Origin of the sequence: Acidovorax sp. Root219 (assembly GCF_001428665.1) — a bacterium.
GTDB lineage: Bacteria > Pseudomonadota > Gammaproteobacteria > Burkholderiales > Burkholderiaceae_C > Acidovorax.
In genome coordinates this window covers 14,995-40,896 of sequence record NZ_LMIJ01000046.1, presented here as the reverse complement: position 1 = coordinate 40,896, position 25,902 = coordinate 14,995, and the positions used below count along the sequence as shown (strand labels likewise).

The 25,902-nt window shown below is 68.5% G+C and carries 25 protein-coding genes; 17 read left to right on the top strand and 8 right to left on the bottom strand.

Features of this window, described 5'->3' with window-relative positions:
* Positions 1-114: 114 nt before the first annotated feature.
* The 11 genes from ASE28_RS28695 (at position 115) to ASE28_RS28645 (ending at position 10,084) form a co-directional block, all read left to right on the top strand.
* Positions 115-594, top strand: a complete 480-nt coding sequence (locus ASE28_RS28695; RefSeq protein WP_057269498.1) for a hypothetical protein — start codon at positions 115-117, stop codon at positions 592-594.
* A gap of 98 nt (positions 595-692) precedes the next feature.
* Positions 693-2,555 (top strand): acyl-CoA dehydrogenase, encoded by a 1,863-nt coding sequence (locus ASE28_RS28690; RefSeq protein ID WP_057269497.1) that lies wholly within the window; start codon positions 693-695, stop codon positions 2,553-2,555.
* Positions 2,555-2,758: a hypothetical protein gene (locus ASE28_RS28685; protein WP_057269496.1), complete on the top strand. Its 204-nt coding sequence runs from the start codon at positions 2,555-2,557 to the stop codon at positions 2,756-2,758. Before ASE28_RS28690 ends, ASE28_RS28685 begins: the two co-directional genes overlap by 1 nt.
* 135 nt (positions 2,759-2,893) lie before the next feature.
* Positions 2,894-3,688 (top strand): SDR family oxidoreductase, encoded by a 795-nt coding sequence (locus tag ASE28_RS28680; protein ID WP_057205971.1) that lies wholly within the window; start codon positions 2,894-2,896, stop codon positions 3,686-3,688.
* A 97-nt stretch (positions 3,689-3,785) separates the two neighbouring features.
* On the top strand, positions 3,786-4,217 hold the full coding sequence (locus tag ASE28_RS28675; protein ID WP_057269495.1) for a PaaI family thioesterase: 432 nt from the start codon (positions 3,786-3,788) through the stop codon (positions 4,215-4,217).
* A 70-nt stretch (positions 4,218-4,287) separates the two neighbouring features.
* Positions 4,288-5,304 carry an NADP-dependent oxidoreductase gene (locus tag ASE28_RS28670; protein ID WP_057269494.1) on the top strand — a complete coding sequence of 339 codons (1,017 nt, stop codon included), beginning with the start codon at positions 4,288-4,290 and terminating at the stop codon, positions 5,302-5,304.
* 185 nt (positions 5,305-5,489) lie between these two features.
* Positions 5,490-5,948 (top strand): GNAT family N-acetyltransferase, encoded by a 459-nt coding sequence (locus ASE28_RS28665; protein ID WP_057269493.1) that lies wholly within the window; start codon positions 5,490-5,492, stop codon positions 5,946-5,948.
* Positions 5,945-7,630 (top strand): isovaleryl-CoA dehydrogenase, encoded by a 1,686-nt coding sequence (locus tag ASE28_RS28660; protein WP_057269492.1) that lies wholly within the window; start codon positions 5,945-5,947, stop codon positions 7,628-7,630. The genes ASE28_RS28665 and ASE28_RS28660 overlap by 4 nt, the downstream gene beginning before the upstream one ends.
* A gap of 39 nt (positions 7,631-7,669) precedes the next feature.
* Positions 7,670-8,614, top strand: coding sequence for a glutathione S-transferase family protein (locus ASE28_RS28655; protein ID WP_057205979.1), 945 nt, complete (start codon positions 7,670-7,672; stop codon positions 8,612-8,614).
* Positions 8,611-9,516: an SDR family oxidoreductase gene (locus ASE28_RS28650; RefSeq protein ID WP_057205984.1), complete on the top strand. Its 906-nt coding sequence runs from the start codon at positions 8,611-8,613 to the stop codon at positions 9,514-9,516. The genes ASE28_RS28655 and ASE28_RS28650 overlap by 4 nt, the downstream gene beginning before the upstream one ends.
* Positions 9,506-10,084, top strand: a complete 579-nt coding sequence (locus tag ASE28_RS28645; RefSeq protein WP_057269491.1) for a methylated-DNA--[protein]-cysteine S-methyltransferase — start codon at positions 9,506-9,508, stop codon at positions 10,082-10,084. Before ASE28_RS28650 ends, ASE28_RS28645 begins: the two co-directional genes overlap by 11 nt.
* Here the strand turns inward: ASE28_RS28645 and ASE28_RS28640 are convergent.
* Positions 10,081-10,863 (bottom strand): IclR family transcriptional regulator, encoded by a 783-nt coding sequence (locus ASE28_RS28640; protein ID WP_057269490.1) that lies wholly within the window; start codon positions 10,861-10,863, stop codon positions 10,081-10,083. The genes ASE28_RS28645 and ASE28_RS28640 overlap by 4 nt on opposite strands.
* Before the next feature lie 216 nt (positions 10,864-11,079).
* Between ASE28_RS28640 and ASE28_RS28635 the strand changes: the two genes are divergently transcribed.
* The 4 genes from ASE28_RS28635 to ASE28_RS28620 are packed head-to-tail and all read left to right on the top strand — an operon-like array spanning position 11,080 to position 14,401.
* Positions 11,080-12,033: a TRAP transporter substrate-binding protein gene (locus ASE28_RS28635; protein WP_057269662.1), complete on the top strand. Its 954-nt coding sequence runs from the start codon at positions 11,080-11,082 to the stop codon at positions 12,031-12,033.
* Between the two features lie 20 nt (positions 12,034-12,053).
* Positions 12,054-12,503, top strand: a complete 450-nt coding sequence (locus ASE28_RS28630) for a type II 3-dehydroquinate dehydratase (protein WP_057269489.1) — start codon at positions 12,054-12,056, stop codon at positions 12,501-12,503.
* Between the two features lie 30 nt (positions 12,504-12,533).
* Positions 12,534-13,124: a TRAP transporter small permease gene (locus tag ASE28_RS28625; protein ID WP_057269488.1), complete on the top strand. Its 591-nt coding sequence runs from the start codon at positions 12,534-12,536 to the stop codon at positions 13,122-13,124.
* The gene (locus tag ASE28_RS28620) at positions 13,121-14,401 is read left to right on the top strand and encodes a TRAP transporter large permease (protein ID WP_057269487.1); all 1,281 of its coding nucleotides are present in this window, start codon (positions 13,121-13,123) and stop codon (positions 14,399-14,401) included. The genes ASE28_RS28625 and ASE28_RS28620 overlap by 4 nt, the downstream gene beginning before the upstream one ends.
* Before the next feature lie 3 nt (positions 14,402-14,404).
* On the opposite strand, the gene kdpE is transcribed toward ASE28_RS28620, so the two are convergent.
* The 7 genes from kdpE to ASE28_RS28585 form a co-directional block, all read right to left on the bottom strand.
* Complete coding sequence (gene kdpE / locus ASE28_RS28615) at positions 14,405-15,103, bottom strand: two-component system response regulator KdpE (protein WP_057269486.1); 699 nt, start codon at positions 15,101-15,103, stop codon at positions 14,405-14,407.
* Positions 15,091-17,805 (bottom strand): DUF4118 domain-containing protein, encoded by a 2,715-nt coding sequence (locus tag ASE28_RS28610; protein WP_200964006.1) that lies wholly within the window; start codon positions 17,803-17,805, stop codon positions 15,091-15,093. The genes kdpE and ASE28_RS28610 overlap by 13 nt, the downstream gene beginning before the upstream one ends.
* Before the next feature lie 137 nt (positions 17,806-17,942).
* Complete coding sequence (gene kdpC / locus ASE28_RS28605) at positions 17,943-18,515, bottom strand: potassium-transporting ATPase subunit KdpC (protein ID WP_057206001.1); 573 nt, start codon at positions 18,513-18,515, stop codon at positions 17,943-17,945.
* Between the two features lie 20 nt (positions 18,516-18,535).
* Positions 18,536-20,617, bottom strand: a complete 2,082-nt coding sequence (gene kdpB / locus ASE28_RS28600) for a potassium-transporting ATPase subunit KdpB (RefSeq protein WP_157422171.1) — start codon at positions 20,615-20,617, stop codon at positions 18,536-18,538.
* Between the two features lie 47 nt (positions 20,618-20,664).
* Positions 20,665-22,464: a potassium-transporting ATPase subunit KdpA gene (gene kdpA / locus ASE28_RS28595; RefSeq protein ID WP_057269484.1), complete on the bottom strand. Its 1,800-nt coding sequence runs from the start codon at positions 22,462-22,464 to the stop codon at positions 20,665-20,667.
* Positions 22,464-22,562: a K(+)-transporting ATPase subunit F gene (gene kdpF, locus ASE28_RS28590; protein WP_057206008.1), complete on the bottom strand. Its 99-nt coding sequence runs from the start codon at positions 22,560-22,562 to the stop codon at positions 22,464-22,466. Before kdpF ends, kdpA begins: the two co-directional genes overlap by 1 nt.
* Before the next feature lie 240 nt (positions 22,563-22,802).
* Positions 22,803-23,417 carry a DUF1566 domain-containing protein gene (locus tag ASE28_RS28585; protein ID WP_057269483.1) on the bottom strand — a complete coding sequence of 205 codons (615 nt, stop codon included), beginning with the start codon at positions 23,415-23,417 and terminating at the stop codon, positions 22,803-22,805.
* Positions 23,418-23,583: 166 nt separating this feature from the next.
* Here ASE28_RS28585 and ASE28_RS31705 point away from each other — a divergent pair, with 166 nt between their 5' ends.
* Both ASE28_RS31705 and ASE28_RS28575 read left to right on the top strand, forming a co-directional pair.
* Positions 23,584-24,612 carry a diguanylate cyclase domain-containing protein gene (locus tag ASE28_RS31705; protein ID WP_057269482.1) on the top strand — a complete coding sequence of 343 codons (1,029 nt, stop codon included), beginning with the start codon at positions 23,584-23,586 and terminating at the stop codon, positions 24,610-24,612.
* A gap of 73 nt (positions 24,613-24,685) precedes the next feature.
* Entirely contained in the window at positions 24,686-25,897 is a 1,212-nt protein-coding gene (locus tag ASE28_RS28575; RefSeq protein WP_057269481.1) for a multidrug effflux MFS transporter, read from the top strand.
* Positions 25,898-25,902: the final 5 nt, after the last annotated feature.

Below are 25,902 nucleotides of genomic sequence, written 5' to 3'. Positions count from 1 at the left end.
TGGGACAATGCGGGCCGGCTGCTTCGGCGGCCGGCCTGCAGACAGGGCGCAGCAAGCGCTGTGCCCTCTCCCGGGTCTACAACAATCACCATTCCATCAAGAGAGATCCAACCTATGTTCACGAAGGTTTGCGCAGTACTGGCCGTCCTGGTCGCCTCCACCCTGGGCGCTGCGGGCACTGCCCACGCACAGAGCTACAAGCTCAACCAGGCCTTGCCCGAAGACCGCGACACCATCCTGCAGGAAATCACCATCGCGGCCGACCGTGTCACCGCGACCATCCTGCTGCGCAACACCAGCAAGGAAACCATCGAGGCCTGTGCCCATGCCAGCGCGCGGCCCGAGTCCTTCTCGATCAAGGACCTCGATACCGGCAAGGTCGTCAAGCAGTTGGGCTCCACGGGCCTCAAGGCCTGCGACCAGGGCATGGACACCATCAAGCCGGGTGCGCGCAAGACCTTGAAGATCGAGTTTCCCGGCCTACCCGCCACGGCACGGCGCCTGCAGCTGGGTGAGAACAACTGCCAGCCCAAGCCCGACGACGACATGGACTACTGGTGCTTTGCCGAAGTCGTGCTGACCAACAAGAAGTAGCAGCCGCCAGGCAGGTGACCGCCGCCCCGTGCGGCGGCGGTGCGGCCCGGTGGTTCATCCCTGCGCCCTGCGCGCGTTTTTCTCCAGGGTTTTCACACATGAGCCTTCGCCCCACCGTCGAATTCCTTCTCTACCAGTGGCTGCACGCGCAGACCCTGCCCGAGCGTGAGCGCTTTGCCGACCATTCGCGCGACACCTTCGACGCGGTGCTCGACACCTGCGAGCGCATCGCGCGCGAGAAGTACGCCCCCTTCAACCGCACGGTGGACACACAGGAGCCGCATTTCGACGGCGAGAAGGTCACGCTGCCCCAGTGCACGCACGATGCGAACAGGGCCTATGCGGCCTCGGGCATGCTCAGCGCCGCGCAGGACTACGACATCGGCGGCATGCAACTGCCCTACACCGTGGAGGCCGCAGCCAACAGCTTCTTCGCCGTGGCGTCGATCAGCATGGGCTCGGGCCTGCTCACGGTGGGCAATGCCAACCTCTTGATGGTGCACGGCACCGAGGCGCAGAAGACGGTGTTCGCGCTCAATGAGTTCTCGGGTCGATTCTCGGGCACCATGTGCCTGTCGGAGCCGCAGGCCGGCTCCAGCCTGAGCGACGTGGCCACGCGCGCCGTGCCCGATGGCGAGGGCTTCGAGGGCGACCCGCTGGGCCCGCGCTACCGCTTGAAGGGCAACAAGATGTGGATCTCGGCCGGCGAGCATGAGCTCACCGAGAACATCATCCATCTGGTGCTGGCCAAGATCCCCGGCCCCGACGGCAAGCTGGTGCCCGGCACCAAGGGCATCTCGCTGTTCATCGTGCCCAAGAAGATGGTGGACACCGATGGCCAACTGACCGGCGTGCGCAACGACGTGGCGCTGGCGGGCCTGAACCACAAGCTCGGCTGGCGCGGCACCACCAACACGCTGCTCAACTTCGGCGAGGGCAAGTACCCTGTCGATGGCCAGGCGGGCGCCGTGGGCTACCTCGTGGGCCAGGCCGGCAAGGGCCTGCACTGCATGTTCCACATGATGAACGAGGCGCGCATCGGCATCGGCATGGCGGCCACCATGCTCGGGCTGGCGGGCTACTACGCCAGCCTCGACTACGCGAAGAACCGCCCCCAGGGCCGCCCGGTGCAGGGCCCCAAGGACAAGGACGCTGCGGCTGCCGCCGTGGTCAAGGACGTGGCGCAGCCCCAGGTGCGCATCATCGAGCACGCCGACGTCAAGCGCATGCTGCTGGCGCAAAAGTCGTACGGCGAGGGCGCGCTGGCGCTGAACCTGTTCTGCGCGCGCCTGGTGGACGAGCAGGCCACCGGCGATTCGGCGGCCGCCGACGAGGCCCGCCTGCTGCTGGAAGTGCTCACTCCCATCGCCAAGAGCTGGCCCAGCGAGTGGTGCCTGGAGGCCAACAGCCTGGCCATCCAGATCCACGGCGGCTACGGCTACACGCGCGACTTCCCGGTGGAGCAGTACTGGCGCGACAACCGCCTGAACATGATTCACGAAGGCACGCACGGCATCCAGGCCATGGACCTCTTGGGCCGCAAGGTGCTGATGGAAAACGGCCGGGGCCTGCAGTTGCTGGCCGCGCGCATCAACGGCACTATCGAGCGCGCCATCCAGGTGCCTGCCATGGCTGCCCACGCCAATGCCCTGGGCAGCGCGCTGCAGCAGGTGGGCGCCGCCACCAAGGCCGCCTGGTCCACAGGTCAGCCGGCCGATGCGCTGGCCAATGCCGTGCCCTACATGCAGGCCTTTGGCCACATGGTGCTGGCCTGGGTCTGGCTGGACGTGGCCCTGGCCACGCTGCAGGCCGACCCTGCGCTGGAGCAGCCCGCGAGTGTGGGCAGAATGGGCGCCATGCGCTTTTTCTTCCACTACGAGCTGCCCAAGATCGGCGCCTGGCTGCAGGTCGTCAGCACGCGCGACGCGACCTGCGCGGTGTTCCCTGAGGACGCCTTTTGATGACCGCACCGCAGACACTGCAGCGCATGCACCAGCTCATCTGGGCGCTGATCTATGGCGGCCTGCTCACGCTGGTGCTGGGCATTGCCACGGCCCCGGCGGACGAGCCGCTGGGCTGGGCGCTGGGGCTCACCGGCGGTGTGCTGGCGGCCGTGGGCGTGGTGTTGATCGGCGTGCGCTCGCGCATGCAGCCCGGCGCCTGAGAATTGCGGGGCGCCAATCGCGCAGGCGACACGGCCCTGTTTGGTTGCGCCGCACAATGACTGCGCAACCGCCATTTCACGTGTGCATGGCGACCACGCCATGCGCAGCCACCAACGACCATCCAAGGAGACAACATGACCACCCGCACCATCCAACAACTGTTCGACCTGACCGGCAAGACCGCCTTGGTGACCGGCGGCTCGCGCGGCCTGGGCCTGCAGCTGGCGCAGGCGTTGGGCGAGGCCGGCGCCAAGGTGCTGCTGAGCTCGCGCAAGGCGTCCGACCTGGAAGAGGCCGCTGCAGAGCTGAAGGCCGCCGGCATCGACGCGCAGTGGATCGCCGCCGACTGCTCCAACGAAGCCGACATCCGCCGCCTGGGCGATGAGACTCTGGCGCGCCTGGGCCATGTGGACATCCTGCTCAACAACGCTGGCGCCGCCTGGGGCGCACCGGCCGAAGACCACCCGGTGGAAGCCTGGGACAAGGTCATGAACCTCAACGTGCGGGGCTACTTCATCCTGTCGCAGCACATTGCCAAGCACAGCATGATCGGCCGGCGCAGCGGCAGCATCATCAACGTGGCGTCCATCGCCGGCCTGGGCGGCAACCCCAAGGGCATGAACACCATTGCTTACAACACCTCCAAGGGTGCGGTGATCAACTTCACGCGTGCGCTGGCGGCCGAATGGGGCCAGTACAACATCCGCGTCAACGCCATCTGCCCGGGTTTTTTCCCGAGCAAGATGACGGTGGGCACGCTCAAGGCGATGGGCGAGGAAGCCCTGGCCGCCCACGCCCCGCTGGGCCGCCTGGGTGACGACGAAGACCTCAAGGGGCTGTGCGCGCTGTATGCCTCGGACGCCGGCAAGCACATCACCGGCCAATGGCTGGCGGTGGATGGCGGCGTGAGCATCGTCACGGGAGGCTGAGGCCCGCGCCTGCGCGCCGGCGGTGCGCGGGCCGGCTGCGGAGCGGCTCCAGCGGGGCTATGCTTGCAGTTTTCCCCTTTGTATTCTGGAGTTGCCTGTGCTGAATTTCGGTGTTCCCATTCCTTTCGTCAGCCACCTGGGCTTCACGCTGCACCGCATGCAGCAGGGCGAGTCGGAGCTGCACTACGAGGCGGCGCCCGAGCACCTCAATTCCTTCGAGGTCACGCACGGCGGCGCCACCATGACCTTGCTCGACGTGACCATGGCCACGGCAGCGCGCAGCGAGACGCCGGACTACGGCGTGGTCACCATCGAGATGAAGACCAGCTTCATGCAGGCTGCCCGCGGCCCGCTGGTGGCCAAGGGGCGCCTGCTGCACCGCACGGCCTCGATGGCCTTTACCGAGGCCTCGGTCTATGACGGCGAGGGGCGCCTGTGCAGCCATGCGACGGGTACCTTCAAGTACGTGCGCCGGCCGGCGGTAGACCCCGCTACTGGTCAACCCCTCAAAAACATCTCCAGCGACTGAGCGCGCGGAGTTTTCGCATCCGAAGGCCCAGGCCTTTAACCACAAGCCCCATTTTTCCCAGGAGTTCCCCATGGCCAGCAACCAACAGATCGTGCTCGACAACCGCCCGCAGGGCGAAGCCGTGGCCGGCAACTTCAAGCTCGTGGCCACCGACACGCCCGCGCTGCAGGACGGCCAGGTGCTGGTGCGCCACCATTTCCTGAGCCTGGACCCCTACATGCGCGGCCGCATGAACGAGAGCAAGAGCTACGCGGCATCGCAAGGCCTGGGCGAGGTCATGATCGGCGGCACCGTGGGCGAGGTGGCCGAGAGCCTGAACCCCAAGTACGCCGTGGGCGACAAGGTCGTGGGCATGGGCGGTTGGCAGGAGTACAGCGTGGTCGACGCCAACACGCCCGGTGCCCTGCGCAAGGTGGACACCACGCATGTACCCCTGTCGCACTACCTGGGCGCCGTGGGCATGCCCGGCGTGACGGCCTGGTATGGCCTGGTGAAAATCATCGCGCCAAAGGAAGGTGACACCGTGGTGGTGAGCGCCGCCACCGGCGCCGTGGGCAGCGCCTTCGCCGCGCTGGCCAAGGCGCGTGGCTGCCGTGCCGTGGGCATTGCCGGCGGTGCCGAGAAGTGCCGCTATGCGGTCGAGGAACTGGGCTTCGATGCCTGCATCGACTACAAGGAGCACAGCGACGTGAAGGCGATGTCCAAGGCCCTGAAGGAAGCCTGCCCCAAGGGCATCGACGGCTACTTCGAGAACGTGGGCGGCTGGATCATGGACGCCGTGATGCTGCGCATGAACGCCTTCAGCCGCGTGGCCCTGTGCGGCATGATCGCCGGCTACGATGGCCAGCCCCTGCCCATGGCCAACCCGGCGCTGATGCTGATCAACCGCATGAAGATCGAAGGCTTCATCGTCAGCGAGCACATGGAAGTCTGGCCCGATGCCCTGAAGGAGTTGGGCACGCTGGTGGGCACCGGCAAGCTGCGCCCGCGCGAGACGGTGGCGGAGGGCATTGCCGCCGCCCCCGAAGCCTTCCTGGGCCTGCTCAAGGGCAAGAACTTCGGCAAGCAACTGGTCAAACTCATCTGAAATGAAGCACCCCCTGAGTCGCTTCGCGCCTTCCCCCTCTCTCGCATTGCTGCGCAATGCGGGAGGGGGACGCCCCCAGCGCGGCGGGGCGGCCCTTGCGCGGGGGCGCTGGCTTCGGCGCGCCTGTTTCATGGGCTGCGGGTGGTGCAAGTGGTATGGGTAGTTGACATGAGGAATGTGCACCTATGGCGTTGAACCTGCACTGGACCTGGGCCCGCTTCGATGACCTCGGCGTGCATGCGCTGCACGACGCGCTGACTCTGCGCTGCAAGGTCTTCATCCTGGAGCAGGGCCCCTACCAGGACCCGGACGGGGCCGACAAGCAATCCTGGCACCTGCTGGGCTACGATGGTGCCGGTGCACTGCATGCCTGCCTGCGCGTGGTGGACCCGGGCGTGAACTACCCCGAGCCCTCCATCGGCCGCGTGGTGACCTCCCAGGAGTCGCGTGGAGGCGGGACGGGCCGGCTGTTGATGCAGGAGGGCCTGGCCCGCTGTGCGCAGGCCTGGCCCGGCCGCAGTGTGCGCATCAGTGCCCAGGCGCACCTGCAGCGTTTTTATGGCAGCCTGGGTTTCGTGGCGGTGTCGGACGAGTACCTTGAGGACGACATCCCCCATATCGAAATGCTGTGGAGTGCACCATGACCCCTCTGTCCGCCACGGTTTCCACCACGCACACGGTCTTCAACCAGAGTGCGCCGCTCAGGGATGTGAACCTGTTCACCAGCAACCGGCCGCTGCAGGATGCCGTGGCCTTGCATGCCCCGGCGCTGGACCGCAGCGCGCTCACGGCCCTGGGCGCTGAGATGGGCTCGGCAGCGATGCAGGAGCACGCGCGCCTTGCCAACACCCACAAGCCCGAGTTGCACACCCACGACCGCGTGGGCCGCCGCACCGATGCGGTGGAGTTCCACCCCAGCTACCACGCGCTGATCGGCGCGGCGCTGCGCCACGGCCTGCACGCCACGCCCTGGTCGCGCACGGATGCGGGTGCCGCGCATGCACACGTGGAGCGCGCGGCGGGCTTCATGCTCTTCACCGAGACCGAGCCCTCGGTGCTGTGCCCCGTCTCGATGAGCTATGCCGTCACCCCGGCGCTGCGCGGCAACCCTGCCGTGTGGGCCGACTGGAATGCCGGCCTGGCCAGCACCCGGTATGACCCGCGCTTGGCGCTGTTCTCGCAGAAGTCCGCGCTCACCATGGGCATGGGCATGACCGAGAAGCAGGGCGGCTCCGACGTGCGCGCCAACACCACGCAGGCCGTGGCCGACGGCAGCGACGCCTGGGGTGTGCGCTACCGGCTCACGGGTCACAAGTGGTTCTTCTCGGCCCCCATGTGCGATGCCTTCCTGGTGCTGGCGCAGGCGCCGGGCGGGCTGACCTGCTTCTTCCTGCCCCGGGTGCTTCCTGGCGATGGCGCAGAGGGCACGCTCAACGCCATCCGTATCCAGCGGCTCAAGGACAAGCTCGGAAACCATGCCAATGCCAGCTCCGAAGTGGAGTTCATCGACGCCACGGCCTGGCGCGTGGGCGAAGAAGGGCGCGGCGTGGCCCAGATCCTCGAGATGGGCACCATGACGCGCCTGGACTGCGCGCTGGGCACCAGCGGCCTCATGCGCCAGGCGCTGTCGCTGGCGCTGCACCACACGCGCCAGCGCATGGCGTTTGGCAAGAAGCTGATCGAGCAGCCGCTGATGCGCAATGTGCTGGCCGACCTGGCGCTGGAGAGCGAGGCCGCCACGGCCCTGTCCATCCGCCTGGCAAGTGCCTTCGACAAGAAAGACTCCGACCCGCACGAGGCCGTGATGGCGCGCCTGCTCACGCCCGTGGCCAAGTTCTGGGTCTGCAAGCGCGGCAGCGCCTTTGCGCAGGAGGCCATGGAATGCCTGGGCGGCAATGGCTACGTGGAGGAGGGCGGCGAAGGCACTATGGCCCGCATCTACCGCGAGATGCCGCTCAATTCCATCTGGGAAGGCGCGGGCAACATCATGGCGCTGGACCTGCTGCGCGCCGTGCGCCGCGCTGATACGGCCGCCGCCCTGGCCGACGAACTGGCCCCCGCACGCGGCGCCCATCCGGCGCTGGACCGCATGGCCAGCGCGCTGCCGCTGCGCGTGGACGCCATGACCACCGAGGCCGAGGCCCGGCGTCTGGCGCAGGATGTGGCCCTGGCCGTGCAGGCCGCATTGCTGTACAAGAGCGCCCCGGCCAGCGTGTTCGGCGCCTTCTGCGCATCGCGCCTGGGCGGCGACTGGGGCTACAGCTTCGGCACGCTGGGCGCGGGCGTGGATTTCGATGCGCTGCTGGACCGCGCGCTGCCTGCCTGACCCTCACCAAACAACCCTTGCATTGCTGGAGAACCCCCGATGACCACGCCCCTTATCCTGCACCATTACCCATCGTCCCCCTTCTCGGAAAAGATCCGTCTGGCTCTGGGCTACAAGCAGCTGGCCTGGAAGTCCGTGATCATTCCCAGCATCGCGCCCAAGCCCGACGTGGTGGCCCTCACGGGCGGCTACCGCAAGACGCCGTTCCTGCAGATCGGCGCCGACATCTACTGCGACTCGGCCCTGATCTGCGACGTGCTCGAGCATGTGCAGCCCGAGCCGGTGCTCTACCCGCCGCACCTCAAGGGCGTGGCGCGCGTGTTCGCGCAGTGGGCCGACACCACGCTGTTCTGGGCCGCCATGGCCTACAACCTGCAGCCCAAGGGCGCGTCGGCCATGTTCGCCAACCTGCCCCCTGCCGCAGCCCAGGCCTTTGGCGAAGACCGCCGCGAGATGAGCGCGGGCATGCAGCGGCTGCGCCCGGCCGATGCCACGGGAGCCTACCGCTCGTACCTGCGGCGCATCGCGCACATGGCCGAAGAGCATGACTTTCTGTTCGGCGCCGAGCCCTGCCTGGCCGACTTTGCCGCCTACCACCCGCTGTGGTTCACGCGCCAGTGCGTGCCGGTGATGGCCGACATCTTCAGCGCCACGCCCGCCGTGCTCGAATGGATGGACCGCGTGGCGGCGCTGGGCCACGGCCGCATGGAAAAGCTCACGTCCGAAGACGCCATCACCGTGGCTGCGGGGCTGGACCCGCTGCCGCTGGCCGACGACCTGTTCCAGGACGACCACGGCATTGCCCTGGGCAGCCTGGTGACGATTGCCGCCGAAAGCTTCGGCACCGAACCCACGGAGGGCGAGCTGATCGCCGCCACCCGCACCCGCTACACCCTGCGCCGCACCGACCCGCGTGCCGGCACGCTGCACGTGCACTTCCCCCGGATTGGCTACACATTGCGAAAGGCCGAGAAACCCACATGATCGACGACTTCAAAGGCAAGACGGCCGTTCTCACCGGCGCGGGCTCGGGCTTCGGCCTCGAATGCGCGCGCATCGGCGCGCGCCTGGGCATGAATTTGGTGCTGGTGGACGTGCAGCAGGACGCCCTCGACGCAGCCTCTGCCGAGGCGCAAGATGCTGGAGCCCAGGTGCTGGCGCGCAAGGTGGACGTGTCCGACGCCGCGCAGATGGAGCAACTGGCGGTGGATGTGGAGCAGCGCTTCGGCGCGCCGCACCTGGTTTTCAACAACGCCGGCGTGGGCGCGGGCGGTCTGGTGTGGGAGAACTCCCTGAAGGACTGGGAATGGGTGCTGGGCGTGAACCTCTGGGGTGTGGTGCACGGTGTGCGCCTGTTCACCCCCATGATGCTCGCCGCCGCCAAGAAAGACCCGGCCTGGCGCGGCCACATCGTCAACACGGCCAGCATGGCCGGCCTGCTCGATGCGCCCAACATGGGCATCTACAACGTGAGCAAGCACGCGGTGGTGAGCCTGTCCGAAACCCTGTACCAGGACCTGGCCCTGGTGACCGACCAGGTCAGCGCCAGCGTGCTGTGCCCTTTCTTCGTGCCCACCGGCATCGCCCAGAGCCACCGCAACCGCCCCGGCGAGCTGCCGGCCGGCAAGCCCACCCGCAGCCAGCTCATCGGCCAGGCCATGAGCGACAAGGCCGTGGGCAGTGGCAAGGTGACGGCGGCCGAAGTGGCACAGAAAGTGTTCGACGCGGCTGCCGCCGGCCAGTTCTACATCTACAGCCACCCCAAGGCGATTGCCTCGGTGCAGACGCGCATGGAAGACATCATGCTGGGGCGCAACCCCACCGATCCCTTCGCGGGCAAGCCCGAGATCGGCGAGCAACTCAAGGCCGCCTTGCGTGCAGACTGAAAAACGCGGGCCTGCAGTGGCCCAGGGCTTCGCGCTGTTTGCCACGGCGGTGGGGCACTGCGGCCTGGCCTGGAATGGCCCCCTGCTGGTCGGTGTGCAACTGCCCGAGGACGCGGGCGAGGCGCACACCCGTGCGCGCATGCAGCGGCGCTTTCCGGGCGCGCCCGAGTCGGCCATGCCACCCGAAGTGACCACCTGGGCGGCCCGCGTGGTGGCTTTGCTCGCAGGCGCGCACGACGATCTGCTCGACGTGCCCTTGGCCACCGAGGGCGTACCGCCCTTCAATGCGCGCGTGTACGAACTGGCCCGGCGCATACCGCCCGGCAAGACCATGACCTATGGCGAAATGGCCGCCGCGCTGGGCGAACCCGGCGCCGCACGCGCCGTGGGCCAGGCGCTGGGCCACAACCCGTTTGCGCCGGTGGTGCCCTGCCACCGCATCCTCGCCGCAGGCGGCAAGACCGGCGGCTTCTCGGCTGGCGGGGGTGCCGCCACCAAGATGCGCATGCTGGAGATCGAGGGCGCGTTTGCCCACGACACGCTGGCTTTGTTCGCGCCGCGCCACTAACCCCGTTTCTTCAACAGAGCCGACCCGCCGCTCGCCATGGCCAGCTCGTGCGTGGTGTTCAAGAGGGCCGGGCCCAGGGCCTGCAAGCGCTCAGGCGTCAGGCGCACCAGCGGGCCGGCAATCGTCACCACCCCGATCACCGTGCCGTTGCCCCGGCGGATGGGCGCGGCCATGGCCGTCATGGCCGGCGCAAACACCTCCACGATGGTGCTGAAACCCTGCTGGCGCGCCGTTCGCAGGTAGGCCAGCAGCGCCTTCACCGTGGTGGGCGCGTTCGGGCCGTAGTCCTCGGGCTGGCCAAAGCCCTGGCGCGCAACCAGGGCCAGCGCCTCCTCGTCGCTCATGGTGGACAGCCAGGCATGGCCGGCCGAGCTGCACGAAAGGTTGACCGACAGGCCCATGTCCGGGTCGTAGCGCAGGCCGCGCATGGCCCCCTGCGCCTTGGCCACGAAGGTCAGTTCGTCCCCATCGACCACCGCCAGGCGCACCAGCTCCCCGGATTCGGCGGCCAGCCGGTCCAGCAGTGGCTGGGCGATGTCCACTACGCCCGTGGCGCTCAGAAAGCCCAGGCCCAGCGACACCAGCTTGATGGTCAGCATGTAGTTGCCCTGGCTGTGGTCCTGGCGCACGTAGCCACAGCGCACCAGCTCGGCCAGCAGGCGGTGGGTGGCGCTCAGCGGCATGTCGAGCTCGGAGGCCAGGCTCGACAGGGCCTTGCCCTCGGGATGGGGGGCCAGGTGCTCCAGGACTTTGAAACTGCGCTCGAGGATGCTGCTCATGGCGGGTCTCTTTCGGTGATCGTCTTTGTACTGTCGTCAATGTACCAAAAATTGTTAAAGGGTTTCTACTATGGAAAGTGTTTCCACTTTTTAACTACCATCAATCCCCATGGCGCAACCGGTCTTCCGGCTGCATGTCCCTGGTCCGACTTTTGATGGAGATGTCCCGTGAAAAAAACTGCTTGCATCCTGGCGGCCGCCGGCCTGTCCCTTTTGATGGCGTTGCCCGCCGCCGCGCAGCAGGAGCGCGTAATCCGCTTCGGCCACCTGAACAACGCCGACCATCCCGTGAGCTTTGGCGTCAAGCGCTTTGGCGAGCTGCTGGCCGCCAAGAGCGGCGGCAAGATGAAGGTCATGGAGTTCCCGGCTTCGCAACTGGGCAACGAGATGCAGCAACAGTCGGCCCTGCAGGGCGGCGTGCAGCAGATGTCGGCACCGGCCACCACCTCGCTGGCCGGCATCGTCAAGGAATTCGGGCTGGTGGACTTTCCGTTCGCCGTGGCCAGCTTCGCCCAGGCCGATGCGCTGCTCGACGGCCCACTGGGCCAGGCGCTGATCGCCAAGCTGCCCGAAAAGGGCCTGGTCGCCCTGGGCTACTGGGACCTGGGCTTTCGCAACGTGACGAACAGCAAGCGCGCCATCACCAAGGCCGATGACTTCGACGGCCTCAAATTGCGCGTGATCCCCAACCCCGTGTTCCTGGAGACCTTCAAGGCCTTCAAGGCCAACCCCGTGCCCATGCCGTTTGCCGAGCTCTACGGCGCGCTGGAAGCCAAGGCGGTCGATGGCCAGGAGAACCCCTATGCGGTGATCCTGTCGAACAAGATGTTCGAGGTGCAGAAGTACGTGAGCGCCACCAACCACGTGTACGCCGCCAACATCGTGCTGGTGAGCAAGAAATTCTGGGACCAGCTCACGCCCGCCGAGCAGAAGATGATGAACGACGCCGCCAACGAGGCGCGCGGCTACCAGCGCCAGGTGAGCCGCGCCGCCGCGCAGCGCTCGGTGGGTGACCTGCAGGCCAAGGGCATGGCCTACAACGAGATCGCGCCTGCCGAACTGGCGCGCATGCAGCAGATCGCCAAGCCCGTGATCGAGAAGTTCGCCGCGACTTACGACCCGGCCATCGTGAAGCTCTACAACGACGAACTGGCCCGCATCCGCAAGTAAGACATTCGGCGCGAACACCCATGAAAATCCTCGTCCTCCACGGCCCCAACCTGAACCTGTTCGGCCGCCGCGAACCCCACATCTATGGCACCACCACGCTCGCGCAGATCAACGAGCGCCTGCAGAAGCTCGCAACCGAGCTCGGCGTGGAACTCGACATCCTGCAGTCCAACCACGAAGGTGCGCTGATCGACTTCCTGCACGAGCACATCGACGCGGCGCAGGGGGCGCTCGTGAACCCCGCGGGCCTCACGCAGCACGGCGTGCCGCTGCACGATGCGATCAAGGCCATGCCCTTCCCGGTGATCGAGGTGCACATGTCCAACATCGCCGCGCGCGAGGCCTGGCGGGCGCACTCCATCATCTCGCCGGCCGTCAAGGCGACGGTGCAGGGCTTTGGCCCGCATTCCTACCTGGCAGCGCTGCGCTCGCTGGTGGAAAGCCTGCGCGAAGCCGCCCAGACGGCCTGAGTCCCGTTCCGCCATCACAGGAAATACAACATGAATCGATGGATGGACCGCGCCTGCCGCGTGCTGGAGGCGGTGATTGCCGCCATGCTGGCGCTGATGGTGGTGCTGGTGTTCGGCAACGTGGTGCTGCGCTATGGCTTCAATTCCGGCATCACCGTGTCGGAAGAAGTGTCGCGCTGGCTTTTCATCTGGATGACCTTCCTCGGGGCCATCGTCGCACTGCGTGAGCATGGCCACCTGGGGGTGGACATGGTGGTGCAGCGCCTGCCGGCGGCGGGTAAGAAAGCGTGCCTGGCGCTTGGGCACGGGGTCATGCTCTACATCGTCTGGCTGCTGTTCCAGGGCAGCCTGGCGCAGGCGCGCATCAACTGGGATGTGACGGCACCGACCACGGGCGCGTCCATGGCGATCGTCTACAGCGCGGGCCTGGTGTTCGCGGTGTGCGCGGCGCTGATCCTGGCCATCGACCTGTACAGGTTGCTCAGCGGCCAGATCGCCGATGAGGACCTGGTGATGGTGCAGGAGTCGGAAGAAGCCGTGCAGCTGCAGCAGATCCTCGGCTCTTCTGCCCAGGCGCCAGCCGGCAGTGCGCCCTCGGGCCACGGAGGTGCGAAGCCATGACCATCGTCGTCTTTGTCGGCGCGCTGCTGCTCGCCATGGCCATGGGCATTCCGATCGCGTTCTCGCTGCTGGCCAGCGGCGTCGCGCTGATGTGGAACCTGGACCTGTTCGACGCGCAGATCCTCGCGCAGAACCTGATCGGCGGGGCCGACAGCTTTCCGCTGCTGGCCGTGCCCTTCTTCATGTTGGCGGGCGAGATCATGAACGTCGGCGGCCTGTCGCGCCGCATCGTGGACTTCGCCCTGGCCCTGGTGGGCCACGTCAAGGGCGGCCTGGGCTACGTGACCATCATGGCCGGCTGCCTGCTGTCGGCCCTGTCGGGGTCGGCCGTGGCCGATGCGGCGGCACTCACGGCGCTTCTCCTGCCCATGATGGTCAAGGCCGGGCACGACAAGTCGCGCGCCGGCGGGCTGATCGCGGCCACCGGCGTCATCGGCCCGGTGATCCCGCCGAGCATCGGCCTGGTGATCTTCGGGGTTGCGGCCAACGTGTCCATCTCCAAGCTGTTCCTGGCGGCCATCGTGCCGGGCATCCTGATCGGTGCCGCGCTGTGGCTGACCTGGGCCTTCCTGGTGCGGCGCGAGAAGATCGTGCCGCCGCCGCGCAAGTCGGCCGCAGAGATCCTCACGGCCCTGCGCAAGGCCCTCTGGGCGTTGATGCTGCCGGTGATCATCCTCGTGGGCCTGCGCATGGGGGTGTTCACGCCCACCGAGGCGGCCGTGGTGGCGGCGGTGTACGCGCTCTTCGTCTCGGCGGTGATCTACCGCGAGATAAGCTGGCGCGAACTGTACGGCATCTTCGTCGCTGCGGCCAAGACCAGCGCCATCGTGATGTTCCTGATCGCGGCCGCCATGGTGAGCGCCTGGCTCATCACCGTGGCCGACCTGCCGTCCAAGGTGGTGGGGCTGCTGCAGCCCTTCATGGACAACAAGATTTTGCTGATGGCGGCCATCATGGTGCTGGTGATGGCGGTGGGGACCGCGATGGACATGACGCCCACCATCCTGATCCTCACCCCCGTGCTGATGCCGGTGGTGAATGCGGCGGGGATCGACCCGGTCTACTTCGGCGTGATGTTCATCATCAACAACTCCATCGGGCTCGTGACGCCGCCCGTGGGCACGGTGCTCAACGTGGTCGCGGGGGTGGGCAGGATGTCGATGGACGACGTGACCAAGGGCGTGGTGCCCTTCATGATCGCCGAGTTCGCCGTCATGTTCCTCATGGTGATCTTCCCGTGGCTGGTGACCTGGCCGGCCAAGCTCTTCCACGGATGAGGTTCATGGCATCAGTCGGTAACCCACCGCAGTTTCCGTCAGCAGGTGGCGCGGCTGGGCCGGGTCGGGTTCGAGCTTCTGGCGCAGGTGGCCCATGTAGATGCGCAGGTAGTGGCTCTGCTCGGTGTGCGAAGGGCCCCACACCTCGCGCAGCAACTGGCGGTGGGTGAGCACGCGCCCGGCGTTGGCCACCAGCACCGACAGCAGCCGGTACTCGATGGGCGTGAGGTGTACCTCCTGCCCGGCACGCCGTACCAGGCGCGCCTTGCGGTCCACGGCCACCTCGCCGAAGCTGAAGGTGGTGTCCTCCTCTTCGGACGTCCCCGTGGCGCGTGGCCGGCGCAGGTTGGCGCGCACGCGCGCCATGAGCTCGCCCACGCCGAAGGGCTTGGTCAGGTAGTCGTCGGCACCGGCGTCCAGCGCGGCGATCTTGTCGGCCTCGTCGATGCGCGCCGACAGCACGATCACCGCCACGGTGGACCACTGGCGCACGTCGCGGATCAGCGTGAGGCCGTCGCCGTCCGGCAGGCCCAGGTCCAGCACCAGCAGGTCGGGCTTGCGCGTGCCGGCCTCGGTCAGGCCGCGCTGCAGGGTGTCGGCCTCGTGCACCTGCCAGCCCTCGGCTTCGAGCGCACCGCGCACGAAGCGGCGGATCTGGGGCTCGTCTTCGATCACGACGGCAACGGGGGCTAGGCTGGCCATGCGGGGGCTTCTTTCAGGGGTGGAGGAGGCCTGCGGGGCAGGCGCAGCATGAATTCTGCCCCACCGCCATCGGCATTGCGGGCTTCGATCTGGCCCTGGTGGGCATCCACGATGGCCTTGCAGATGGCCAGGCCCAGGCCCACGCCCGGCGTGGCCGATTCGGCCTGCCCGCGCGTGAACTTCTCGAACAGCAGTGCGGTATCGCCTTGCATCCCCTGCGGCAGGCCGGGGCCGTGGTCGCGCACGCTCAGCACCAGGGCCTCGGGTTGCGCATGGGCCTGCACGCTGATGGGTGGGGCACCGTATTTGGCCGCGTTCTCCAGCAGGTTCACGAGCACGCGCTCGATCAGCACGGCGTCGAACTCCACCAGGGGCAGGTCGGCCGGGATGCGTGCCTGCACCTCGCGCCCCGCGAGGGCCGGGCCGGCGGCGCGGATGGCGCTGCCCACCACTTCTTCCGTGGACTGCCAGTCCATGCGCAGGTGCACGGCACCGCTTTGCAGGCGTGCCATCTCCAGGAGGTTGTTGACCAGGGTGTTGAGCTCGCGCGACTGCGCCACCATGGCGGCGGCGGCGCTGGCCTGGTGCGCGGGCAGGGGCGGGGTGGCATCGCGCAGCGACTCGGCCAGGCCGATCAGGCTGGTCAACGGCGTGCGCACGTCGTGCGATATCGCCGCGAGCAGGGCATTGCGCAGCCGCTCGGACTCCATCTCCACCACGGCGCCCTGCGCCACCTCCACGTAGTGCACGCGCTCCAGCGCAATCGCGATCTGGCGCGCCAGGGTATCGAGCTGCTTGGCCTGTTCGGGGATCAGCAGCCAGCGCGGCTGGGCGGGTTGGAGCGCCAGCACGCCGCGCACGCGCATCGGTGCCTGCAGCGGAACGTAGTGCCAGCTGTGCGCGGCCAGCGTGGTCGTGGCCAGGCCCGCGGGCTGGGCATTGCGCATGCACCAGTCCGCGACGGAGGCATCGAAGCCTTCGGGCGCGGGGTCGGGCAGCACCAACTGGTCGCGTGCATCGGTGGGCAGCACCACGGCCTGACCGCCGAAGTTGCGTTCGGTGGCGGTGCGGCCCAGCTCCACCACCTGCGAGGCCATGAGCGCGGCCGACAGGTCGCGCGTGAGCTCGAACAGCGATTGCGCACGCTGCTCGCGGCTGGCCGCGATGCGCGCCTGGAAGCGCAGCCCCGCCGTGAGCTGCCCGATGAGCAGGCCCACGGCCAGCATGACGGCGAAGGTGAAGAAATACTGCACATCGCTCACGGCGAACGAAAACCGCGGCGGCACGAAGAACAGATCGAACGCCGCCACGTTGAGCACGGCCGAGAGTGCGGCCGGCCCGCGCCCCTGGCGCACGGCGACCAGCACCACCCCCATGAGGAACAGCATGACGATGTTGGCCAGCTCGAAATAGCCATGCAAAGGCGCTGCCAGTGCCGTGGCCATCACACTGGCGGCCACGGCCCAGGCATAGCGTCGCCAGCCTGGCTGCAGGCCGGCATCAGGCTCTTCGCCGTCTGCCTGGCGCAGGGTCTGGGCAAGGCGCCGGGTGCTCGGGGTGTGGCCCACCTCCATCACGTCCAGGGCCGGCGCCAGGGTGGCCAGCTTCTGGGTCATGCCCACCTGCCACGGCCAGCGGCGGCGCGCTTCGGCGCGGCGGCCCACGATCAGGGTCGCGCAGTTGAGCGCCTGGGCATGCGCCACCAGGGCTGCGGGCAGGTCATGCCCGGTGAGCACGGCGGTCTGCGCGCCCAGGTCGCCTGCGAGCTGCAGCACGGCCAGGATGCGGTCGCGCTCGGCCGCAGCCAAGCGCTGCAGGCGCGGCGTTTCCACATAGGCCGCATGCCAGCGCACGTTGAGCTGGCCCGCCAGCCGCGCGGCCGTGCGCACCGTCTGCTCGGCGCCCGCCTGCGGACCGATGCAGGCGAGGATGGCGCCATCGGTGTTCCATGCCGGGGTGATGGACTGCTCGATGCGGTAGCTGCGCACATCGTCCTCGACATGCTCGGCCGTGCGCCGCAGCGCCATCTCGCGCAGCGCGATCAGGTTGCCCTTGCGAAAGAAGTTCTGCGCCGCGCGCTCGGCCTGGGGCGCCAGGTAGACCTTGCCGGCCTTCAGGCGCAGCAGCAGCTCGTCGGGCGTCACGTCCACCAGCACCACCTCGTCGGCGCTGTCGAGCACGGTGTCGGGCACGGTCTCGTGCACGCGGATGCCGGTGATGGCGCCCACCACGCCGTTCAGGCTTTCGAGGTGCTGCACGTTGAGCGTGGTCCAGACGTCGATGCCGGCGTCCAGCAGCTCGCGCACGTCCTGCCAGCGCTTGGGGTGGCGTGAGCCTTCCACATTGGAGTGGGCGAGTTCGTCCACCAGCAGCACCGCAGGCTTTGCTGCCAGCGCGGCATCCAGGTCGAACTCGGGCAGGGTGCGGTCCCGGTACGGCACTTCGCGCGGTGGCAGGCGCGGCAGGCCCTGGAGCAGCTCGGCTGTCTCGCTGCGGCCATGCGTTTCCACCACACCGGCGAGCACCTGGGTGCCTGCGCGGTGGGCGCGCTGGGCGGCGCTGAGCATGGCGTAGGTCTTGCCCACGCCGGCATTGGCGCCAAAGTACACGCGCAGCCGGCCGCTCGCCGCCTGCTGGGCGTCGCGCTGGATACTTTCCAGGAGTTCGTCGGGGTCGGGTCGGCTGTCGCTGTGCAAGGCCATCAAGGTTCCTGGGATGTGTTTGTGGGCGGCCGCCTGCCGCGTGGCCGGCGTGCCACCAGCAGCCAGGCCAGCGCCAGCGGGACCAGCAGCACGGCCACTGCGCACAGCGCAGCGAGCACATCATTGCCTGCCATGGCTCAGCGCAATGCGTCCAGCGCCAGGTTCAACTGCAGCACGTTGATGCGCGCTTCGCCCACGAAACCCAGCCATGGTAGCTCTACCTGTGATTCCACGAGGGCCGCCACCTTGTCGGCGCTCACGCCCTTGGCCGTAGCCACGCGTGCCACCTGGTAGCGTGCGGCGGCGGGGCTGATGTGAGGATCGAGCCCGCTGGCCGAGGCGGTGACCAGGTCCACGGGCACCGGCGCGGTGTTGCCGGGGTCGGCTTCGCGCAGGGCGGCGATGCGGGCGCTGACGGCGTCCTTGAGCGCCGGGTTCAGCGGCCCCTGGTTGGAGCCACCCGAGGCACTGGCGTTGTAGGGCATGGGCGCGGTGGCCGAGGGCCGGCCCCAGAAATGCCCGGGTGCGGTGAAGTTCTGGCCGATGAGCTCGGAACCCACGGCCGCGCCATTTTTCACTACCAGGCTGCCATTGGCCTGGTGCGGGAAGGCGGCTTGCGCAATGCCGGTGACGACCATCGGGTAGATCACGCCCGTCGCCAGCGTGAGCGCGGCGAACAGGACCAGAGTGGGGCGAAGAATATTGTTCATGGAGAAATGTCCTTGGGTGTTCAGACCAGGCCCATGGCCGAGAGCAGCAGGTCGATGGCCTTGATGCCGATGAAGGGCACGATGAGCCCGCCCAGCCCGTAGATGGCCAGGTTGCGGCGCAGCAAGGCAGCGGCCCCCACGGCGCGGTAGCGCACACCCTTGAGCGCCAGCGGAATCAGAAACACGATGACCAGGGCGTTGAAGATCACGGCGGCCAGGATGGCCGACTGCGGGCTGGTCAGCTGCATCACGTTGAGCGCCGCCAGTTGTGGGTAGGTGCTCACGAAGATCGCCGGGATGATGGCGAAGTACTTGGCCACGTCGTTGGCGATGGAGAAGGTGGTGAGCGAGCCGCGCGTCATGAGCAGTGCCTTGCCGGTCTCCACCACTTCCAAGAGCTTGGTGGGGTTGGAGTCCAGGTCCACCATGTTGCCGGCCTCCTTCGCGGCCTGCGTGCCCGAGCCCATGGCCACGGCCACGTCGGCCTGGGCCAGGGCGGGTGCGTCGTTGGTGCCGTCGCCGGTCATGGCCACCAGCCGGCCTTCGGCCTGGTACTGGCGGATCAGCGCCAGCTTGGCCTCGGGCGTGGCCTCGGCGAGGAAGTCGTCCACGCCGGCCTCGGCGGCAATGGCGGCGGCCGTGAGCTTGTTGTCGCCGGTCACCATCACGGTCTTGATGCCCATGCGGCGCAGCTGCGCAAAGCGCTCGCGGATGCCGGTCTTGACGATGTCCTTGAGTTCCACCACGCCCAGCACCCGGCTGCCGTCGGCCACGGCCAGCGGCGTGCTGCCGCGGCGTGCCACCTCGTCGGCGGCGCGCAGCACCTCGGCGGGCATGTGGGCGCCCAGGGCCTCCACATGGCGGCGCACGGCGTCCACCGCGCCCTTGCGCAGCTGGCGCACGCTGCCGCCCGTCTGGGCGATGTCCACGCCGCTCATGCGTGTCTGCGCAGTGAAGGCGATGGCGGTGACGCTGCCATCTGCGGGCACGGCCACGGGCTCGCCTGCGGCCTGCACCAGGGCCACGATGCTGCGGCCCTCCGGCGTCTCATCGGCGGCCGATGCCTGGGCGGCGCAGGTGCCCAGTTGGGCCTGCGTGACGCCCGGTGCGGGCAGCAAGGCGCTGGCCTGGCGGTTGCCGTGGGTGATGGTGCCGGTCTTGTCCAGCAGCAGCACGTCCACGTCGCCGGCGGCCTCCACCGCGCGGCCCGAGGTGGCGATCACGTTGGCCTGCATCATGCGGCTCATGCCCGCCACGCCCACGGCCGACAGCAGGCCGCCGATGGTGGTCGGGATCAGGCACACCAGCAGCGACACCAGGGCCGTGAGGCTCACCACCGTGCCGGCCTGGGCGGCCTGCACGCTGTAGAGCGAGTAGGGCAGCAGGGTGACCGTGACCACCAGGAACACGATGGTCAGCGCCACCAGCAGGATGTTGAGCGCGATCTCGTTGGGCGTCTTCTGGCGCTTGGCGCCCTCGACCATGCTGATCATGCGGTCCAGGAACGAATCCCCGGGGTTCACGGCCACGCGCACCACCAGCCAGTCCGACAGCACGCGCGTGCCGCCGGTGACCGAGGAGAAGTCGCCGCCCGATTCGCGCACCACGGGAGCCGACTCGCCGGTGATGGCCGATTCGTCCACCGAGGCCACGCCTTCGATGACCTCGCCGTCCATGGGCACCATGTCGCCGGCCTCGACCAGCACCACGTCGCCCTTGCGCAGGTTCTCGGCCTGCTCGGGCAGCCAGGTGCCGCCGTGGCGGGGTTCCTTGAGCTTCTTGGCCCAGTTGCTTTTCTTGAGCGTGCGCAGCGACGCGGCCTGGGCCTTGCTGCGACCTTCGGCCAGGGCCTCGGCGAAGTTGGCGAAGAGCACGGTGAACCACAGCCACACGGCCACCGCGAGCACGAAGCCGGCGCCCTGGTCACCCTGGCCACCCAGGGCGTTGAGCCACAGCAGCGTGGTCAGGATGCTGCCGATGTAGACCACGAACATCACCGGGTTGCGCCATTGCACGCGCGGGTTGAGCTTGGTGAAGGCGGCACGCAGGGCGGGCAGCACGAGGGCCTTGTCCATCAAGGCCAGGGCAGGGGTTGCTTGCATGGCAGGGGTACCAATGGGGGTGGAAGGGGCGGGGTTGCGCGGGGCGTTCATGGGGCCACTCCCAGCATCAGGTGCTCGACCACGGGCCCCAGGGCCAATGCCGGCACATAGTTGAGCAGGCCCACCAGCAGCACGGTGCCGATCAGCAGCACCACGAACAGCGGGCCGTGGGTGGGCATGGTGCCTGCCGTCACCGGCAGGCGCTTCTTGCGCGCCAGGGCGCCGGCAATCGCCAGCACCGGCACGATCACCGCGAACCGGCCCAGCCACATGGCCACGCCCAGCAGCATGTTGTAGAACGGCGTGTTGGCCGACAGGCCCGCGAAGGCGCTGCCGTTGTTGTTGGCCGCCGAGCTCAGCGCATACAGCACCTCGCTGAAGCCGTGCGGGCCGGCCTGCACCATGCCGGCGGTGCCGGAGGTGGTGGACACCGCGATGGCCGTGCCCAGCAGCACCAGCAGCGGAGTCGCCAGGATGGCCAGCGAGGCCAGCTTCATCTCGTGCGCCTCGATCTTCTTGCCCAGGTACTCGGGCGTGCGGCCGATCATCAACCCGGCGATGAACACCGCCAGGATGGCGAAGACCAGCATACCGTACAGGCCGGAGCCGACGCCGCCAAACACCACTTCGCCCAATTGCATGAGCACCATGGGCACCATGCCGCCCAGCGGCGTGAGGGAGTCATGCATCGCGACCACGGCACCGCACGAAGCGGCTGTCGTGACCACGGCGAACAGGCCCGAGGCGGTGATGCCAAAGCGTGTCTCCTTGCCTTCCATGTTGCCGCCGGCCTGCGCCACGCTGGCCGCCTGGTCCACGCCCAGCTGCGCGAACAGCGGGTTGCCCGCCTGCTCTGCCGGCATGATGGCCAGCACCGCAGCCACGAACAGCACGGTCATGGCCGCCAGCACCGCCAGGCCCTGGCGCTGGTCGCCCACGCTGCGGCCAAAGGCGAAGCACAGCGCGGCCGGGATCAGGAAGATGGCCAGCATCTGCGCCAGGTTGGTCCAGGCCGTGGGGTTCTCGAACGGGTGGGCCGAGTTGGCGTTGAAGAAGCCGCCACCATTGGTACCCAGCATCTTGATCGCCTCTTGCGAGGCCACCGGGCCCATGGCCAGGGTCTGCGTGGGTGTGGTCAGCGCCTGCAGCACGGGCTGGCCCTGGGCATTGAGCAGTGGCGCACCCTGGCCGTCCAAGGCCGGCTGCTGGTAGCTGGTGGATTCGAGGGTGGCCACGTCGGTGTAGGCATTGAAATTCTGCACCACGCCGCTGCCGGCGAGGAACAGGGCCAGCACCAGTGACAGCGGCAGCAGCAGCCACACGGTGATGCGCGTGATGTCCACCCAGAAGTTGCCCAACACGGCGCTGGAGCGGGCGGTAAAGCCCCGGATCAGCGCGAACGCCACGGCGATGCCGGTGGCGGCCGAGAAGAAGTTCTGGCCGGCCAGCGCCACCATCTGCGTGAGGTAGCTCATGGTGGCTTCACCCCCGTAGCCCTGCCAGTTGGTGTTGGACACGAAGCTGATCGCGGTGTTGAACGACGAATCGGCCGACACGGCGGGCATGGCCTGCGGGTTCAGGGGCAGCAGGCCCTGCAGGCGCTGCACGGCGTAAACGAAGAGCAGGCCGGTACCATTGAACACCAGCAGGCACAGGGCATAGCGCGACCAGCCCATACCTTGTTGCGGGTCCACGCCCGCCAGGCGATAGAGGCCTGATTCGGCCTTCTGCATCCAGGCCGGGGGGGCACCGGTGGCGAGCACGGCCACCCAGCGGCCCAGCGGCCAGGCCATGAGCACCAGCAGTACGAGAAAAGAGCCCAGCAAGGCCCACGCAGCGGCGGTCATCAGAATTGCTCCGCGCAGATCAGGGCGTACACCAGGTACGCGAGCAGCAGCACCGCGATCAGGCCGCTGAGCCCATAGAGCAGTTCGACGGCGATCATGCGCGCTCTCCTGCGGGTTTTTGTTCCAGGCGGCTGCAGCCGCGCACGAGCAGCAGGACCAGGCCCCACAGGCCGGTGGCCGCCGCGATATAGACGAAATCCATGGTTTGCTTCTCCATTTGGGCAATGGGAGAAGTCTCGGGATCCGCGCGTAAAAACAGGGCACAGACTGCAGGCCGTGCCGTAAAAAAAGCGTAAAGAGAAGGCTCGGCGTGGCGCGGGGCGGAGCCCGCCGTGCCGTCAGTCGCTGTGCGTGCGCACCAGGCGGATGTGGAGTTTGCTGAACTTGGCTGCGTCGCTGCGGATGTCGCCGGTCGCCAGGTCCACGGCAAAGCGCTGGTTCACGCGCGTGGTGTCCAGGCTGTCGCCGCCCTGGCCCTGGCGCTGGGCCTTTTCCACGTTGCCGTAGTTGTACTGGTTGCCCGCCAGGCCCCCCTTGACGTTGGCGTTGACCGCCCAGTACCAGCCCGAGGGCGCGGCCGGGAACAGCCGTGCATCGAGCCCCGGCGTGCGCGCCGATTTGTCCACCAGCCGGCGCAGCTCGGCGGCGCGCGGCAGGCGCCAGGGCAGGCCCTCGGCCTTCCAGCGCGCCTGGGCGTGGGCCAGGGCCTGGGCATGGTCGATCTCCAGCGGCGTGCCCGTGCAGGTGGTGCCGGTCCACTGCATGCCCTCGACGCAGCGCGGCCAGGCCAGCCTGGCGCGCGTGTCGATCACGAGGCTGCCATCGGCCGAGAGCACCAGTGCGGCAGCAGGTTCGGGGTTCGGTGCCTGCGCCAGGCTGGGCAGGGGGGCGATGAGGCAGGCCAGCACCAGCGATGCGGTGCGGCCCGTCCGTGTGTTGGGGATGTGCGTCATACAGGCGATGTTCGCATGGGAGTGCATGCAGTATGCATGGCCGCCCTGGGTGCGGGGTGCTAAAGTGCATCGCGCGCCACCCGGAACATGGACCGGGGGCCGTGCGGACCCGCATGGCGGTGCACCGCATGTTTTTTCAGGATGCCCTGACGAGGAACCCGCACGCATGCGACCGGATCGCCAGCCCCTCATCCGCCAACTTTTCGACGACTACATCGCGCTGTACTCCACGCGCGACGAGCGCCTGATCGGGCGCCTGAGCACCCAGTTCAGCGGCTACGCCAGCCGCAGCGACCGCCTGGTGCACACCCGCAGCGAATGGGTGGCCGCCATCCTGCAGGACTTTGCCCTGGTGCCGCAGCACATGCGCATCGAGGTGCTCGACCTGTGCCTGCAGGACCTGGCCGAGGACGTTGTCTCGGCCACGGCGCTGGTGCATGTGCGTGGCCCCGATGCGGGCGAGACCCCGGCCGGCCAGGTGCCGGTGGCGCGCCTGGTGCTGGTGTTCCGCCTGGAAGGCGCGGAGTGGAAGATCGTGCACAGCGGCACCTCGGTGCCCTCGGGCCCCTTGCCGCAGGGGAGCTCTGCCGCCATGGTGCGCCTGCAGAACGACCACCGCGTGCTGCAGGCGCAACTGCAGGAGAGCACCCGGGCCCTGGCCGAGGCGCAGCAGCGCATCGACGCCATGGACCGCACCGACAGCCTCACCGGCCTGGGCAACCGGCGCCAGTTCGACCACGTGCTGCAGCAGGCCTGGGAGCGCGCGCAGCGCGCCGCCACCCCGCTGGCGCTGGTGCTGCTGGAGGTGGATGCGCTGCGCCACTTCATGGACCGCCATGGCCACCTGGCGGGCGATGCCTGCCTGCAGACCCTGGCCGTCACGCTCACCCAGATCGTGCAGGAGCGCCCAGGCGGCCTGGTGGCGCGGTTCGCGGGCGATGCCTTTGCCTTGCTGCTGCCCGGCGCGACTTTCGATGAGGCCCAGGGCCTGGCGCAGGGCGCCGTGGTCGCTGTGCGCTCGCTGGCACTGCCCCACGAAGGCTCGGCCCTGGGCCGGCTCAGCCTGGGCGGGGGGGTGGCCGCGCTGGTGCCTGTGCGCGACCAGCGCGCCGATGAACTGGTGCGCGCCGCCAGCAGCGCCCTGGCCCGGGCACGGCAGGCCGGCGGCAACCGGGTCGAGCCACAGGCCGACTGAACAGGTCTCCTACCTCGAAACGGCCCAGTCTGCCGATAAGGGTTTTTCCGGGTGCCCGCGACAATGGCAGGCTATGCATTTTTCCCGCTTCTTCAAGATGGCCCTGATCCTGGGCCTGCTCTCGGCCATCGGCCCGTTTGCCATCGACATGTATTTGCCCGCGCTGCCCGAGATCGGGGCCAGCCTGGGTGCGTCGGTGGGGGCCGTGCAATGGAGCCTCACGGCCTTCTTCCTCTCGCTGGGGGCTGGCCAGCTGCTCTACGGCCCCGTGTCGGACATGGTGGGGCGCAAGCCGCCGCTGTACTTCGGCCTGGCCTTGTTCACCCTGGCCAGCGTGGGCTGCGCGCTGGCCACCGACATCGAGACCCTGATCGCCCTGCGCTTCGTGCAGGGCCTGGGCGCGGCGGCGGGCATGGCCATTCCGCGCGCCGTGGTCCGCGACCTGCACACGGGCACCGATGCGGCGCGGCTGATGTCGCTGCTGATGCTGGTGTTCAGCGTCTCGCCCATCCTGGCGCCGCTGGCGGGCAGCGGCGTGATCGCCCTGGCCGGCTGGCGCGGCGTGTTCTGGGTGGTGGCGGTGGCCGCCGTGGCCGGCCTGGCGCTGGTGTACGGCAGCCTGGGCGAAACACGGCCTGCGGCCGATCGGGTGGAAAGCAGCCTGGGCGGGGCCCTCGCCGCCTACGGGCTGCTGCTGCGCGACTGGCACTACCTGGGCCTGGTGTTCATCGGCGGCTGCGCCATGGCGGGCTTTTTCGTGTACCTGGCGGGCTCGCCCTTCGTGCTCATCAACCACTACGGCCTGACGCCCACGCAGTACAGCCTGGCATTTTCGGTGAATGCAGCGGCCTTCATCGGTACCTCGCAGTTCACGGCCGCGCTGGGCGAGCGCTTCGGGCTGGTGCGCCTGGTCAAGGCCGCCGCCACGGGCTCGGGCGTGGTCATGGTGGCGATGCTCAGCTACTACCTGCTCGGCGGCGATGAGCTCGCGGTGCTGATCGGCCTGTACTTCGTGGCCAGCGCGCTGATGGGGCTGGTGATTCCCACCACCTCGGTGCTGGCGCTGGAAAAGCACGGCGCCATTGCGGGCACGGCCTCGGCCCTGCTTGGCACACTGCAGATGCTCACGGGCGCTGCCGCCATGGGCATCGTGGGCCTGTTCGCCAACGGCAAGCCGCTGCCCATGGTGGTCGGCATGGCCACGGGCGCGCTGGTGGGCGTGGCGCTGGCCTGGATCACGCTGGCGGGCCACAGCGACCAGTCGGTGGCCGCAGCCCGCGCCTGATCTCC